Below are 15,702 nucleotides of genomic sequence, written 5' to 3' on the forward strand. Positions count from 1 at the left end.
GCGGACAGGAAGAACGGCCTGTGAGCCGTTCCAAAGTCGCCCGAAAGTTCCCGTTCGGAAGCTTTCTCCCTCTTAGGGAATGAAAACCGAGGCACATGTTTCTGGTTTTCATGGGACGAATATCAAAGAGGGGCAGAGCCCCTCTTTTCCTATCTACCGGAAGTAAGCTGGAGGTAATTTTACTATGAAAGCATTCATTGAACACGAAAGCCGCGGACGGCTTCGTGTGCGCATGAAGCAGTACCGCATGACGCTGGAGCAGGCTGATCTGCTGGAGGCGTATCTGCAGAATCAGCCGGGTGTACTCAACGCAGCCGTGCACGAGCGCACCTGTTGTGCTGTCATCCGCTACATCGGTGACCGCGAGAATATCATCCGCGCGATCGCTCAGTTTAACTATACTGCACCGTCTGTTACGGCGCTGACGCCGACCCACAGCGGCCGTGCGCTCAACCGTGAGTATCAGGAAAAGCTGGTCGGCAAGGTTATTACGAAGTTTGCCTGCACGTTGTTCCTGCCAACGCCGCTGCAGATTGCACGCACGCTCTGGCTGTCGCTGCCGTTCCTCGGCCGCGGTCTCAAGCGCCTGATTCACAGAGAGCTGAAGGTTGAGCTGCTCGACGCGCTGTCCATCGGTGTTTCGATGGTACGCCGGGACTTCTCCACGGCAGGCTCGGTTATGTTCCTGCTCGATATTGGTGAGCTGCTCGAGGAGTGGACGCACAAAAAGTCGGTTGACGATCTGGCGCGCTGTATGTCGCTCAACGTAAAACGCGTATGGCTCAAAACCGATGACGCAGAGGTACTTGTACCGTTGTCAAACATCGCTGTCGGTGATCACGTTCTGGTTCGCATGGGCAGCGTCATCCCGCTGGACGGTGAGGTTGTTGAAGGCGAAGTCATGGTTAATCAGGCATCGCTTACCGGAGAATCCATGCCGGTTGCAAAGCGTCCGGGTACGCAGGTTTACGCCGGCACGGTCATCGAGGAAGGCGACTGCGTGATCGAGGTCACCCAGTCCTCCGGCGAGAGCCGCTATGACAAGATCGTTTCTATGATTGAGCAGTCCGAGCAGCTCAAGAGTGCAGCTGAGAGCCATGCCGCCAATCTGGCGGACAAGTTGGTGCCGTATACGCTGATCGGCAGTGCGCTCAGCTACGCACTGACCCGCAATGTCACCCGTGCACTGTCCGTGCTGATGGTTGACTTCTCCTGTGCGCTCAAGCTGGCTATGCCGCTGGCGGTTCTGTCCGCCATGCGTGAGGCAAGCATGTATCATATCACGGTCAAGGGCGGCAAGTTCCTCGAGGCTGTCGCGCAGGCAGATACCATTGTATTTGACAAGACCGGCACACTGACGCATGCCTGCCCGGTTGTTGCCAGGGTTATCCCGTTCGGCGGTCGTTCCGAAGACGACATGCTGCGCGTTGCAGCCTGCCTGGAGGAGCACTTCCCGCACTCCATGGCGAACGCCGTTGTCCGCGCTGCGCGTGAGCGCAATCTGGCGCACGAGGAAATGCACTCGCAGGTTGAGTATATCGTAGCGCACGGCATTTCCAGCATGGTTGAAAACAAGAAGGTCGTTATCGGCAGTGCACACTTTATCTTCGAGGATGAGAAGTGCACGGTTCCGGCCGGTGAGCAGGAGAAGTACGATGCACTCCCGCCCGAGTTCTCGCACCTGTATCTGGCGATCGGCGGTGAGCTGGCGGCTGTTATCTGCATCGCAGACCCGCTTCGTCCGGAGGCCCGCGATGTGATGAAGGCGCTGCGCGCCCTCGGCATCAAGCGCACAGTCATGCTGACCGGCGACAGTGAGCGCACGGCAGCGGCTATCGCGGCTGAGGTCGGCGTGGACGACTACCGCGCTGAGGTTCTGCCGGAGGACAAGGCAAACTTTGTCGAGCAGGAACGCGCGGCAGGCCATACGGTCATCATGCTCGGCGACGGTATCAACGATTCTCCGGCGCTGTCGGCGGCTAACGTTGGCGTTGCCATCAGCGACGGCGCGGCCATCGCCCGCGAGATCGCGGACATCACCATCGCAGCGGAGAATCTGTTTGAGCTGGTTGCGCTGCGCCGTATTGCACAGGGTCTGATGCGCCGCATCAACTCCAATTACCGCTTCGTAATCGGCTTTAACGGTTCACTGATCGGTCTGGGCGTTGCCGGCGTGCTGGCTCCCGCAACCTCTGCGATGATGCACAACCTGTCTACGCTGGGCATCAGCCTGCGCAGCATGACCAATCTGATCGATTCTTCCGAGACGACCCGTCTGCTGGAGAGCAAGTAATTTTAATAGAGTTAAGAGTGGAGAGTGAAGCGCTTTCCACTCTTTCTTTTTGCGATTCAGGTATAACAAAACCCCGTCTTTGACGGGGGGTAGAGGCTGTCGAAAAACTATCGTTTTTCGAGCAGCCTCTCGATCGAAACCACGCTTTCGATCGAATGCTGAAGAAAAACCGCGTCCTCCGGACACATTTTTTCTTCCCTTGTATAAAAACCGAGGTACACAAGGTGAATTGCCGCATAGCGGCAAGAGAGGGTGGTCTGGACCACGCCCCCGGTTTTTATGAATTTGCTGCGCAAATTCTATTTTATGCGTGCTGTCGCACGAAGCACAAAATAGAAATCTGACTTTTTCGACAAGCTGCCCCCGTCTTTGACGGGGGTTTGTGTTTCTATAACTGTTTGAAAAACTGTATTTTTACTTCTGCTGCCACGCCATTCCATAATCTTTTTCTCCGGTAGCTTCATCCAGGCCGCTGTACTGAATTTCAAATCCTTCTCTTTGATAAAAAGATATTGCTGGTGTGTTTTTTTGATATACATTCAAAATCAGTTTGCTTCTTGTATTCTTTACATAATTCAGCAGTCTTTTACCGATGCTCTGCGACTGCATTGCCTCAGAAACAAAAATGCCTTCAATATATTCGCCATTCAGCCCGATAAATCCTTGTATCTTCTGATTGTCCTCATAGACATAGACAGTTGCCTGCAGCAGCAGTTCTTTCACAATCTCCAAATTGCTTTTCCAATATTGGGCAGGGATAAAATAATGTGCCTTTATATTGGTATCCAGCCATATATCGGCAACTTGATTGATATCTGCTTTTCGTAATTCTCTAATCATAGCGGGGGACTCTCCTGAAAATTTGATTGTTACACAATAGAAGGTAATGTCAGATACGTTACCGGATGTGGAAACGTAAACAGCGGGCGCGGTTCGCCGCTGGCGTTGATCAGCGTGAGGGACAGCGTGCGCAGGTCATTCGTCGGCAGCGGCACAAGCTGTGTCCACTCGGTGCGGATAAACCGGTTCGGATCGGTCTCAGTCAGCGTGTAAGTTCCGTTATGGTATGCAAGTAACAGGGGCTGTCCCAGAGCGGGCTGCATTTCCAGAGAAAGGGCGGCATTCCGATCTCGATGGATTGCAAAAAAGCGCGTCAGCAGCGCATACGGCGGCTTGAGTTTGTTCTGTCCGGTCAGGCACAGTGTACCGCAGTCGCGCCAGCGCGGCACAGAACAGATATGCCGGGCGTCCCACTCGGTCACCGGATCAAAAATGTGCTGCCCAATGTCGGAATCGGCCATAAACCATTCGGTGTAGGGGAGACCATAGGCGTTTTCGCCGTCCGCGGAAAACAAAACCGAATAGGTGAATTCGTCGGTCTGTCCGCACGGCTGCAGGTGATACTCTGTGCCGTCGAACATCAGAGAGCCGGTTTCACCGTTCGGTGTGCGCAAGGTGAGCGTGCTGGGTTCGTCTGCTTCGGCAAGCTCATACAGTACAGAATCATCTATGACCTCGCGGTCAGAGGAGATTGTCAGCGTGCCGAAATCAGCCGCAGCGGCATGAACGCAAAGTCCTGCCAGCAGCAAAGCGGATAACAAATACTTTTTCATAGCCATCCTCTCCTTTTTTAACTATAACATGAATGGCGAGGAAACACAATTTCCACTTAACATCACAGGATACCTGCGGATCATAACACCCCCCGTCAAAGGCGGGGGGTGTTGCACATATTACAATTTATTTTGTAATAACAGGTTTTCCTTCTGCATCTAACAGTGGCGTTAATCCACCGGAAACGCCGCTTGCAATAAAAAGATAATTTACGCCGGTTTCCTTATCCACATATATGGTTTTCTCACTTATCATGCCGGTTTCCTGATATACTGCTTCAAATCTTTTTTCTTTACGCATTTTTACCTACCTCTCAATTCCGAATAATTATGTACTTGCAGATTTACTATACCATGAATACCCCCGAAACACAATCACCCATTGACACCACCGATATTCCGATAGATAATATAGGCAATAGAGAAACTTTACGCAAGAAGGGAAGTGCTTCAACGAATGAAACGCAGCTACGAGATGGACCTGTGCAGCGGTCCGCTGCTGAGCAAAATCCTGCTGTTTTCGCTGCCGCTGATTCTTTCGGGTGTGCTGCAGCTGCTGTTCAACGCGACCGACATTGTTGTAGTCGGCAAATTTGCGGGCAGCAATGCGATGGCGGCGGTCGGCTCGACCACCTCGCTGTTTAACCTGCTGGTCAACTCATTCATCGGTATTTCGGTTGGCGCGAACGTGCTTGTCGCGCGGCATTACGGCGAGCGGGATTACGATGGTGTGCAGCAGACCATCCAGACGGCGCTGCTCACCGGCTTGATCGGCGGCGCGATACTGATCGTGCTCGGCGTTGTGCTCGCACGTCCCATGCTGACGCTGATGGCCACACCGGATGAGGTTATCGACCAGGCTGTGCTGTACATGCAGGTGTATTTCATCGGTATGCCGGCAACCATGATCTACAACTTCGGTGCCGCCGTGCTGCGTGCCGTGGGCGATACCCGGCGTCCGCTGTACTTCCTGATGGCGGCAGGCGTGATGAACGTCCTCGGCGACCTGCTGTTTGTGTGCCTGCTCGGCATGGGCGTTGCCGGAACTGCGATCGCCACCGTGCTCAGCCAGTGTGTCTCTGCGGCGCTGACCGTGCTGTGCCTTGTAAAATCGGACGGCATGTGCCATCTCGACTTGCGCCGTCTGCATTTCCACATGGATAAGTTCCTGAGAATCATGCAGGTCGGTCTGCCTGCCGGTATGCAGAGCGTTATCTTTAACATCTCGAACGTACTTATCCAGTCCTCGGTCAACAGCTTTGGCGCAGTAACGGTTGCGGGCAACACGGCAGCCGCCAACATTGAGGGGTTTGTGTACATTTCGATGAACGCGCTCTATCAGACCTCCATCAGCTTCACCAGCCAGAATCTCGGTGCAAAGAATTATCACCGCATCGACCAGACACTCGTGCGCTGCATGTGCATCGTCACACTGATCGGTCTGGTGCTCGGCAACGGCGCACATCTGCTCGGCAATCATCTGCTGCACATCTACTCGGATGATCTGGAGGTCATCTCGTTCGGTATGCAGCGCCTGTCGGTCATCAGCGTCACCTACTGCCTGTGCGGCATGATGGATGTGCTCGCGGGCACAATACGTGGTCTGGGCTATTCCATGCTGCCAATGATCGTCTCGCTGATTGGCGCATGTGTGTTCCGTATCATCTGGATTTTTACGGTCTTTCGCGTGCAGCATACGCTGTTCATCCTGTATGCGTCCTACCCGATCTCGTGGATACTGACCATCCTGGCGCACTTTGTGTGCTACCTGATCGTGCGGAAAAAGGTTTTCCGACCGCAGGAGACATGAGAGCGCGTTTTTCTCCGGAAAATGGTTGTAATTGACGGTTAAATATAGTATAATACTCGTGCAATGCGGGAATTTCCCGCGCAATAAGTAAATAAGCGAACAGTCGGTGCCGCTGTATGTTTTCGAACAGGACAGCGGGTAAAAGGGAAGCAGGTGCAAATCCTGCACGATCTCGTCACTGTAAGCGGGGAATGGACTGCCATTTACGTCACTGATATTACGGTATCGGGAAGGCGGCAGTTCTAAGGCAACATCGCATGATGAAAGCTGCGGCGCTTTGCGGAAACTTTGTGTTCTGACTTCGTTGTGATTTCACGGTAATACATCAAATATTACCGCAAAACCACGCCTCGTCAGTACGCAGAATTTACTTGCAAATCGCTCTTGTGCAATTATGCGGTATTGCCTTAAGCGCCGCAAGTCAGGAAACCTGCCGGTCTGTTGGTACGGGAAGCTGCTTCCGGGTCACGAGTTATTGATTGTACTGATACCGCATGATTTTTGATTCAGGCAGTCCCTTTCATCATATATTGATGGGGGACTGTGTGTTTTCCGTACCCTTTTTCCTTCAAAGTGTGCGCTTTCGCTTTGCAGGCAAAATGAAGGAGGAAAACCATGAGCAAAGTAAGCAAACTGAAAAAGCTCGGCATTATGCTGATCGTTTCCGGCATGCTGATGTCCATGCTGACCGCTTGCGGCGGCAGCAAGACCGCAGCTGCGGATGACACGAAGGACAATAACACCACTGCACAGACCGATGCGCAGGATCAGACCGATCCGGACGAAAACTATGAAACGGGTGACGCTTCCTTGGACGATCCGCTGAATCAGGATGAAATCGGCGATACCGAGCTGCTCGTAGTCAGCTTCGGCACCAGCTATAACGATAGCCGCCGTGAGACCATCGGCGCCATCGAGAAGGCGATGCAGAAGGCGTTCCCGGATTACGCGGTACGCCGCGGCTTTACCAGCCAGATCATCATCGATCATGTAAATAAGCGTGACGGCGAGAAGATCGACAACGTAACCGAGGCACTGGACCGCGCCGTAGACAACAAGGTAAAGACCCTGGTTGTTCAGCCGACCCATCTGATGAACGGTCTGGAGTACAACGACCTCAAGGATGAGCTGGCAGGCTATTCGGATTCCTTCGAGAAGATCGTGCTCGGTGATCCGCTGCTGACCTCTGATGATGACTTCCAGAAGGTTATGAATGCCATCGTAGACGCAACCAAGGAGTACGACGACGGCGAGACCGCAATCTGCTTCATGGGTCACGGCACCGAGGCGGATTCCAACAGCGTTTACACCAAGATGCAGGAGACCCTCAAGGCCGCAGGCCACGACAATTACTTTGTCGGCACTGTTGAGGCAACTCCGTCCCTCGATGACGTAATCGCAGCCGTTAAGGCAGGCGGCTATAAGAAGGTTGTTCTGCGTCCGCTGATGATCGTTGCAGGCGACCACGCCAATAACGATATGGCAGGTGACGAGGACGGCTCCTGGAAGACCGAGTTTGAGAAGGCAGGCTTCGAGGTAACCACCGTAGTTGAGGGCCTTGGCTCTGTGCAGGCAATCCAGGATCTGTTTGTTGCACACGCACAGGCAGCGATTGATTCCCTGAAGTAAATCAAGTAAACAGCAGGGTCCGGACCGTGGAATGCGGACGGACCCTGTTTTTGTGGAAATTTTGATTGTCGATTTCGGTGTGCAGAATTGAGAATTGAAAATGGAGAATGGAAAATTGCTGAAAGAGTGAAGAGTTGAGAGGGGAGAGAATGCGTAGGTGTAATTCGCAGGTGCTGTGCGTAATAACGCGTAAAAGAGTTGCGCGACACGGTTATCCCCCAGGGGACCCTCTCTTGCCCTTCGGGCAATTCACCTTGTGTCGCGCTTGCGCAGACCTTCCGGCCTGTGTAGCAGTACACTGTCTGTGAACTGCGAAAAGGCAGAGAAAGACACGCTGCGGTAACCCGACTGCCGTTCCTTTTTTTCGGAGCGGTCTCGTCTCTCTGATTTTCGCCGTGCTATGATAGGAAAGGGGTGATTCACAAGAGGGTGGAAACCTTGGTGTCTACCCTCTTGTGCCCCTGCCGGGTAGGCAAGATTCCGTTCGCTTCTCAAGCGCAAATGCCCCGAATGGCAACCATTCATCAAAATCCCGTTTATATCGCAAAACAAAGGAGAAACCACAATGAAGAACAAAAAAGCACTGTTAAGCGCCGTATTTGCGGCATTCATGCTCCTGTCCGCCTGCGGCGGCAGCACCCAGAAGGACACCTCCGCGCAGGACAGCAGCACCACCTCTCAGGTCGCTTCTGCGTCCGATATGGCCGATGTCGAGGACGTTGTTGAGGACGGCATGACGCCGATCACCGGTGACAAAGTGAAGGACGGCACCTACGATGTAACCGTCGATTCCAGCTCCAACATGTTCAACGTTAACGCATGCGAGCTGACCGTCAAGAACGGCGAAATGACCGCTAAGATGCACATGGGCGGTACCGGTTATCTGTACGTCTATATGGGCACCGGCGAGGAGGCTGCCGCTGCCGCTGAGGCCGGCTACATTCCGTTTACCGAGGAAGCTGACGGTACACACAGCTTTACCGTTCCGGTTAAGGCGCTCGATGAGGGTATTGACTGTGCAGCCTTCAGCAAGAAGAAGGAGAAGTGGTACGACCGCACCCTGGTGTTCCGTGCGGACTCTTTGCCGGCAGATGCACTGGCAGACGGCGTAATGACCACCGCTGAGAGCCTGTCTCTCGCAGACGGCACCTACACCGCTGACGTAACGCTTTCCGGCGGCTCCGGCCGTGCAAGCGTGGAATCTCCCGCAGCGCTGACCGTTTCGGGCGGCAAGGTGACGGCTAAGATCATCTGGAGCAGCAAAAACTACGATTACATGAAGGTGAACGACGAAAAGTACGATGCTGTGATCGAAAATGAGCACTCCACGTTTGAAATTCCGGTTGCGGGCTTTGACTGGGCGATGCCGGTCGTAGCCGACACTACCGCAATGAGTGAGCCGCACGAGATCGAGTACACGCTGCGTTTTGACTCTGCGTCCATCGCTCCGGCAGCAAAATGAGAAGAATTACAGCATGGTGTCTGAGTGCGGCACTGCTGCTCGGCGGTCTGTCCGGCTGCGGAACTGCCCGGCAATCGACCGCACAGACGCAGGCGGCGGTCTCGTGGAGCGACATGCAGCCGACCGACAGCGTGGATTTGGAGTATGCCGAGTGCTTCTCGGTCGATCACTATGACGGCGGCTATTCGCTCATTACCGTGAAGGACGACGCACGTTATCTGGTCGTTCCGGAAAACGCGTCCGTGCCGGACGGTCTGGACGCAGATATCGTGGTGCTGCAGCAGCCGCTGGACAGCATTTATCTGGTCTCCTCGAGTGTCATGGACCAGTTCGTTGCACTGGATGCGCTGGACAGTATTGCACTGTCCGGCACCAAGCAGGACGGCTGGTACATCGACGAGGCCAAGCAGGCGATGGCGGACGGCAAGATCACCTATGCGGGCAAGTACAGCGCGCCGGATTACGAGACCATCTACTCCGCTGACTGCAATCTTGCTATTGAGAATACCATGATCTACCATACGCCCGAGGTCAAGGAGCAGCTCGAAAAGCTGGGTATTCCGGTGTTTGTCGAGCGTTCCAGCTACGAGCCGCACGCACTCGGCCGCATGGAGTGGATCAAGGTGTACGGTACGCTGCTCGGCTGCGAGGACAAGGCGGAAAAGCTATTTGCGGATAAGGTGGACGGCATTGTGGATATCCTGCAGAAGCCGGCAGCCGGCAAGACGGTTTCGTTCTTTTACATCACGTCGAACGGTGCGGCAAATGTTCGCAAATCCACGGATTATATCGCGGAAATGATCAGTCTGGCAGGAGGGAAATACATTTTTGACGATCTGACAGACGATACGGCAAAGTCCACCGTCAACATGCAGATGGAGAGTTTTTACGCCGGAGCCAAGGACGCGGATGTGATGATCTACAACGCCACTATCGACAGTGAGCTGCAGACGCTTGACCAGCTGCTGGAAAAAAGCCCGCTGCTTGCGGACTTCAAGGCCGTGAAAACCGGCAATGTATGGTGTACGGAGAAGAACCTGTACCAGTCCACAATGGAACTGGACGAGCTGATCCGTGACTTCCATACCGTCATTGCAGACGGCAACCCGTCCACCCTGAAATACTTACACAAGCTGTCCTGAAAGGAGAGGATTTCCCATGAAACCGCAGCCTAAAATGCGTTATGCGGGCGCGTTTGCCGTGCTTCTGGCACTGCTGGCCGTGCTATTCGTGTGGAATGTCAACTCGGGCAGCTTGCACCTGTCTGTCCGAGAGGTCGCGCAGATTCTGCTGACGCACAGCAGCGACAATGCGGTCATCGTGTGGGAGATTCGCCTGCCGCGTATCTTCGCGGCCATCCTGCTCGGCGGTGCGCTGTCTGTCTCCGGCTTTCTGCTGCAGACCTTTTTCGCCAACCCGATCGCGGGGCCGTTCGTGCTGGGTATTTCCTCGGGTGCCAAGCTGACGGTCGCGCTGACGATGATCGGCGCGCTGTCCTGCGGGCGCGTGCTCGGCTCTGCCGTCATGATAACAGCCGCCTTTGCGGGAGCCATGCTCTCGATGGGCTTTGTGCTGCTCATCGCGCAGCGCGTGCGGCAGATGCCGCTGCTGGTTGTGAGCGGCGTGATGATTGGCTATATCTGCTCGGCGGTGACGGATTTCGTCATTACCTTTGCTGAGGATTCCAATATTGTCAACCTGCATAACTGGTCGATGGGCAGCTTTTCGGGCATTTCCTGGGACAATATCCGCGTGATGACGCCGGTGGTGCTGGTGTCGCTCGTGTGCGTGTTCCTGCTGTCCAAGCCGATCAGCGCGTACCAGCTCGGAGAGGGGTATGCCCGCAGTATGGGCGTCAATATCGCCGCGTTCCGCGTGGTGCTGATCCTGCTGTCGAGCGTGCTCTCGGCGTGTGTAGCGGCGTTTGCCGGACCGATCTCGTTCGTCGGCATCGCGGTTCCGCATCTTGCGAAAAGCCTGTTCGGCACGGCAAAGCCGATCCTGATGATACCGGCGTGCTTTCTCGGCGGTGCGGGATTCTGTCTGCTGTGCGATCTCATCGCGCGGACGGTGTTTGCACCGACGGAACTGAGTATCAGCACCGTAACAGCCCTGTTTGGTGCACCGGTCGTCATTTATATTATGGTGCATCGGAAGTCCTCCAGAGGGTGAGTCTGCGTCCTCACGCAGAGGGAGTGGGAGCCAACCCTTGGCTTGGGGACCAAAAGGATAGACACCAAGGTTTCTATCCTCTTGGAACTCCAGTTTCCTATTGTTAGATAGTCTGGCGCATACCAGAGACCGGCGACCGCTTCGAAAAGGGGGAACGGCAGTCGGGTTACTCTTGCGTGTCTTTCTCCGCTTTTTCGCGGTTCACAGATAACGTACTGCTACACAGGTCGGAAGGTCTCCGCAGGCGCGGCATGGCAGTGCCGCGCAACCCTTGGGCACGTTGTAACGCCCGGCACCTACGAATTTTTCTGCTTAGTAGAATCTATCTACGCAGATGCTGTCTGTTATAACCGGCTCACAAATCGTGCGGCACTGTCATGCCGCACCCAGCGTAGATGAACCCGCATGTGTAGCAGACAGAAAACAGCTTGAGCATCTAAGGTAGGGAAATGGGCGGACACATTGGTCCGCCCCTACGGAAGAGGAACAGTACAGCCGTTCTCCTTATAGTCTCAGTTCTCTAATTGCCGCCGTGTTATCTCAAAAGGAAACGGGATTCATAAGGGTGGAAACCTTGGTGTCCACCCTTATGCCCCTCGCCGTGGGCACGGCGCCCCTGCCGGGTAGGCAAGATTCTCTTGCTTCGTAAGCAATCATGTTAAAGAAGAAGGTACAAGATGTCCCATCCTTTCGTCGAAACAAAAGAAATGACCGTCGGCTACCGCGGTGTGCCGCTCATCCGCGACATCGCCCTGCGTGTTCACCGCGGTGAGATTTTGACGCTCATCGGCCCGAACGGCTCGGGTAAATCGACCATCCTCAAAAGCCTCATCCGTCAGCTGGCGCTCATCGGCGGTACGGTATATCTGGATGGCAAATCGCTGCAGACCCTGCCCGAGCGTGACCTTGCGCGCACGATGTCCGTGCTGCTCACCGAGCATGTGCGGCCGGAGTTGATGACCTGCTGGGATGTGGCGGCCGCAGGCCGCTATCCGTACACCGGACGGCTGGGTCTGCTCAGTGACGAGGACCGCGTCAAGGTGGACGAGGCGCTTGCACTTGTCGGCGCAGATGAACTTGCCGACCGCGATTTTTCCTGCATCAGCGATGGACAGCGGCAGCGTGTGCTGCTGGCCCGTGCCATCTGCCAGGAGCCGGAGGTCATTGTGCTCGATGAGCCCACCTCCTTCCTCGATATTCGCTACAAGCTGGAACTGCTGACCGTGCTCAAGCAGCTGGTGCGCGAAAAGCAGGTGGCGGTCATTCTCTCGCTGCACGAAATCGATTTGGCACAGAAGCTGTCCGACCGGCTCATCTGCGTTCACAACGGCAGAATTGAGCGCTGCGGCACGCCGGAGCAGGTATTCACCGGCGACTACATCCGCACCCTGTATGACCTCGAGCGCGGCACCTATAACGAGCAGTTCGGCAGTCTGGAGCTCGAGCGGGTGACAGGCGAGCCGCGCGTATTCGTTATCGGCGGCGGCGGAGGCGGAACGGCACTGTACCGCAGACTGCAGCGGCGCGGCATTCCGTTCGCGGCAGGCGTTCTGCCGGAGAACGATGTAGAGCTGCCGACGGCTCGTGCTCTGGCGGTCGAGACCGTCACCGAGCGGGCGTACCAGCCGATCGGCGAGGACGCTTACGCGCGTGCGCAGGCGCTTGTACGGCAGTGCGGAAATGCGGTCTGCTGTCTGGATTTGTTCGGTCCGGTTAACGAAAAAAACCGCGTGCTGCGCGACTGGGCACAGCGGGAGGGGCTGCTGCGGAGCAAATCAGAATTGGAAAATATTACATGATGATCGCCTGAAATGTTGCTCAAAACGCAATGTTGTGGTAAAATAGCCAATAATGCCAATGGTGACAGGGAAGGTTCCGCCCGGTCACCGGCGAGAGCAACCACTTTGTCACAGGAAAGTGATAACATGGCAAGAAAGCAACAAAAACGACATAACAGAGGCAGCGATCGGCGGAAAACCGCCCATGCACATCGCAGTACGCGGCATATGCAGCCGGTAAGAACGCAGAAAACGGTCAGACGCCGTCTGCCCGAGGCGGAAGTGCGCCGCAGACAGCGGGCACGCCGTCGGCAGTTTGCGCTGCTCGGACTGGCAGTCCTGCTCATTGTGCTTATTTTCGCCTTTCGGCATTTGATCAGCACACCGCAGCAGAGCGGCGCGGACGGTGATACCGGCAATTCCGGCACGAGCGCGACCGAGGAGGTCAAGCAGGTAGCCAAGGCAGTGAATGTCTATCAGTCGGTTATGTATTATCAGCCGGTGGTGCAGAAATACGCCGAACAGAACAGCATTCCGGAGTACACGGATGTACTGCTGGCTATCATGCAGGTGGAGAGCGGCGGCAAGCTGACCGATATCATGCAGTCCTCCGGCAGCGCGGGTCTGCCGAACGATTCACTCGAGGAGGAGAGCTCGATCCGGCAGGGATGCACCTATTTTGCACACCTGCTGCGCAAGGGTAAATCGCTGGACTGTGATCTGGACTGCATCATTCAGGCGTATAATTACGGCAGCGGTTTTCTCGATTACGCAGCCAAGTTCAACGGCGTTTACAGCACCGAGTTGGCGGAAAAGTTCGCGGAGGAGCAGTCCGGCGGCAACACTGTCCAGTACGACAATCCGATGGCGGTGAAGGAAAACGGTGGCTGGCGCTATGCCTACGGCAATATGTTCTATGCCCGTCTGGTTAAGCAGTATTTGATCGAGTGATCGTATTTTGTGTTCTGTTTGGACAAAACTACTTGACAAACCGTCTGCAAAAGGCTATACTTATCCCACAGCTTAGATTATTTATAAAATCGTAGGAAAAGGAGGAAATCACAGTGCGTGCAGTTCGAATGGAAATGTGCATGATGTGTGGTTCTGCTCGTTTTTCTGCGAAGCAGCCGTAAGGCTGAAACGCATAGGCGGGCCGCTTTTCATGCGGCTGATACAGAAAACGGGCGGAAAGCAGAAACCTGCTTTCCGCTTTTCTTTTGAAAATGTAAGGAGGAATGAATGTGGCACAGGATGTGATCGTCCGGATTCAGGGCCTGAACAAGACCTTTCGCGGCAGAGCCGGAACGGTAGTTGCGCTGAACGGTATCGACCTTGATATCTATCGCGGCGAGATTTTCGGCATTATCGGTCTTTCGGGCGCAGGCAAGTCCACACTGGTACGCTGTATCAACTTTTTGGAGAAGCCCACCGAGGGCACGGTAACGGTGGACGGAGAGGAACTCGGCAGACTGAGCAAAAAGCAGCTGCTCGAGGCTCGCCGGTCGATGGGTATGATCTTCCAGCAGTTCAACCTGCTGCAGCAGAGAACCGCACTGCAGAATATCTGTTTTCCGCTGGAGATTGCGGGAACCGGCAAAGCAGATGCGGAAAAACGGGCGCGTGAGCTGCTCGAGATCGTCGGTCTGTCAGACCGAGCGGATAACTATCCGAGCCAGCTGTCCGGCGGTCAGCAGCAGCGTGTGGCGATTGCACGAGCACTTGCGACCAACCCGAAAATCCTGCTGTGCGACGAGGCGACAAGCGCACTCGACCCGACGACAACGCGCTCCATTCTCGCGCTGCTCAAGGAGATCAACAAGACGCTCGGCATCACCATCATCGTTATCACGCATGAGATGGCGGTCATCGAGGAGATCTGCCAGAGAGTTGCGATCATTGATTCCAGCCGTATTGCCGAGGTCGGCACGGTGGACGAGGTGTTCACCCGACCGAAATCCGCAATGGCCAAGCAGCTTATCTATCCGGACGGCAAGCGCAATTCTCTTGCGACCGGCAAGCGGTACTGCCGCATTGTATTTGACGGCAATTCGTCGTTCGAGCCGGTGGTATCCAACATGGTGCTCGAGTGCAAGGCGCCGGTAAATATTATGTTCGCGGACACCAAGAACATGGATGGCAAGGCTTACGGTCAGATGATCCTGCAGCTTCCCGAGGACGAACGCGCGGCAAAACGCGCACTGGCGTACCTCGAAACCCAGAACGTACACGCAGAGGAGGTAGCCGATTATGCTTCCGTTTAATGTTTGGGCGCAGAGCCTTTGGGAAACCCTGTATATGGTCATTGTTTCGACCGTTATCTCGTATGCGATCGGTCTGCCGCTTGGTCTGACGCTGGTTGTTACCGATAAGGGCGGCATCCGTCCGATGCCGGTCGTCAACACGGTTCTGGGCGTGGTTGTCAATATCATGCGCTCTATCCCGTTCCTGATTCTTGCCGTTATGATTACGCCGATTACGCGCGCGATTGTCGGCAAGGCCATCGGCACCACTGCGATGATCGTTCCGCTGACCTTTGCGGCAGCACCGTATGTAGCCCGCATGGTCGAATCCTCCATCAAGGAGGTGCCGTTTGGTGTGATCGAAGCCGCACAGTCCATGGGTGCAAGCCCGTGGCAGATCGTGTGGAAGGTGCTCGTGCCGGAGGCAAAGCCGTCCCTGATGGTCGGCGGCGCGATTTCGGTCGTTACCATCCTCGGCTATTCCGCAATGGCAGGCTTTATCGGCGGCGGCGGTCTGGGTACCGTAGCCGTAAACTACGGCTATAACCGCTATAATTTCCCGATCATGCTGGTAGCGGTTATCATTATCGTTATCGTTGTTCAGATTTTTCAGGAGGTCGGCATGCGTCTTGCACACCATCTGGATAAGAGAAACAGATAATCGTTTTTCATTCTCAATTTTATTTTGTTATCATTAAAAATGAT

General features: G+C 54.9%; 13 protein-coding genes and 1 riboswitch. Of the genes, 10 read left to right on the forward strand and 3 right to left on the reverse strand.

Annotation, left to right across the window (positions count from 1 at the left end; genetic code table 11):
* The first annotated feature begins 184 nt into the window (after positions 1 to 184).
* A complete protein-coding gene (locus tag DWZ82_RS06985) occupies positions 185 to 2,293 on the forward strand; it encodes a heavy metal translocating P-type ATPase (RefSeq protein ID WP_118479732.1) in 2,109 nt (702 codons plus the stop codon).
* A 414-nt stretch (positions 2,294 to 2,707) separates the two neighbouring features.
* On the opposite strand, the gene DWZ82_RS06990 is transcribed toward DWZ82_RS06985, so the two are convergent.
* The 3 genes from DWZ82_RS06990 to DWZ82_RS07000 form a co-directional block, all read right to left on the reverse strand.
* Entirely contained in the window at positions 2,708 to 3,133 is a 426-nt protein-coding gene (locus DWZ82_RS06990; protein ID WP_118479734.1) for a GNAT family N-acetyltransferase, read from the reverse strand.
* 29 nt (positions 3,134 to 3,162) lie between these two features.
* Positions 3,163 to 3,906, reverse strand: coding sequence for a hypothetical protein (locus tag DWZ82_RS06995; protein WP_118479736.1), 744 nt, complete (start codon positions 3,904 to 3,906; stop codon positions 3,163 to 3,165).
* A gap of 127 nt (positions 3,907 to 4,033) precedes the next feature.
* Positions 4,034 to 4,207, reverse strand: coding sequence for a DUF6440 family protein (locus tag DWZ82_RS07000; RefSeq protein WP_118479738.1), 174 nt, complete (start codon positions 4,205 to 4,207; stop codon positions 4,034 to 4,036).
* Positions 4,208 to 4,363: 156 nt separating this feature from the next.
* Between DWZ82_RS07000 and DWZ82_RS07005 the strand changes: the two genes are divergently transcribed.
* The 9 genes from DWZ82_RS07005 (at position 4,364) to DWZ82_RS07045 (ending at position 15,658) form a co-directional block, all read left to right on the forward strand.
* Complete coding sequence (locus tag DWZ82_RS07005) at positions 4,364 to 5,716, forward strand: MATE family efflux transporter (RefSeq protein ID WP_118479740.1); 1,353 nt, start codon at positions 4,364 to 4,366, stop codon at positions 5,714 to 5,716.
* Positions 5,717 to 5,803: 87 nt separating this feature from the next.
* Positions 5,804 to 6,168, forward strand: a riboswitch (cobalamin riboswitch).
* A gap of 163 nt (positions 6,169 to 6,331) precedes the next feature.
* Complete coding sequence (locus DWZ82_RS07010) at positions 6,332 to 7,345, forward strand: sirohydrochlorin cobaltochelatase (protein ID WP_442861220.1); 1,014 nt, start codon at positions 6,332 to 6,334, stop codon at positions 7,343 to 7,345.
* A 565-nt stretch (positions 7,346 to 7,910) separates the two neighbouring features.
* Positions 7,911 to 8,807 (forward strand): hypothetical protein, encoded by an 897-nt coding sequence (locus DWZ82_RS07015; protein ID WP_118479742.1) that lies wholly within the window; start codon positions 7,911 to 7,913, stop codon positions 8,805 to 8,807.
* Positions 8,804 to 9,949, forward strand: a complete 1,146-nt coding sequence (locus DWZ82_RS07020) for an ABC transporter substrate-binding protein (protein ID WP_118479744.1) — start codon at positions 8,804 to 8,806, stop codon at positions 9,947 to 9,949. The genes DWZ82_RS07015 and DWZ82_RS07020 overlap by 4 nt, the downstream gene beginning before the upstream one ends.
* A gap of 16 nt (positions 9,950 to 9,965) precedes the next feature.
* The gene (locus DWZ82_RS07025) at positions 9,966 to 10,979 is read left to right on the forward strand and encodes a FecCD family ABC transporter permease (protein WP_118479746.1); all 1,014 of its coding nucleotides are present in this window, start codon (positions 9,966 to 9,968) and stop codon (positions 10,977 to 10,979) included.
* Positions 10,980 to 11,656: 677 nt separating this feature from the next.
* Complete coding sequence (locus DWZ82_RS07030) at positions 11,657 to 12,778, forward strand: ABC transporter ATP-binding protein (protein ID WP_118479748.1); 1,122 nt, start codon at positions 11,657 to 11,659, stop codon at positions 12,776 to 12,778.
* Positions 12,779 to 12,985: 207 nt separating this feature from the next.
* Positions 12,986 to 13,708 carry a lysozyme family protein gene (locus DWZ82_RS15570; RefSeq protein ID WP_243022902.1) on the forward strand — a complete coding sequence of 241 codons (723 nt, stop codon included), beginning with the start codon at positions 12,986 to 12,988 and terminating at the stop codon, positions 13,706 to 13,708.
* A gap of 284 nt (positions 13,709 to 13,992) precedes the next feature.
* Positions 13,993 to 15,018 carry a methionine ABC transporter ATP-binding protein gene (locus tag DWZ82_RS07040; protein ID WP_118360570.1) on the forward strand — a complete coding sequence of 342 codons (1,026 nt, stop codon included), beginning with the start codon at positions 13,993 to 13,995 and terminating at the stop codon, positions 15,016 to 15,018.
* Positions 15,005 to 15,658 carry a methionine ABC transporter permease gene (locus DWZ82_RS07045; protein WP_118284818.1) on the forward strand — a complete coding sequence of 218 codons (654 nt, stop codon included), beginning with the start codon at positions 15,005 to 15,007 and terminating at the stop codon, positions 15,656 to 15,658. The genes DWZ82_RS07040 and DWZ82_RS07045 overlap by 14 nt, the downstream gene beginning before the upstream one ends.
* The last annotated feature ends 44 nt before the right edge of the window (positions 15,659 to 15,702 follow it).

This window comes from Butyricicoccus sp. AF35-5AC (assembly GCF_003477715.1).
In the GTDB taxonomy this organism is placed as follows: Bacteria; Bacillota; Clostridia; order Oscillospirales; family Butyricicoccaceae; genus Agathobaculum; species Agathobaculum butyriciproducens.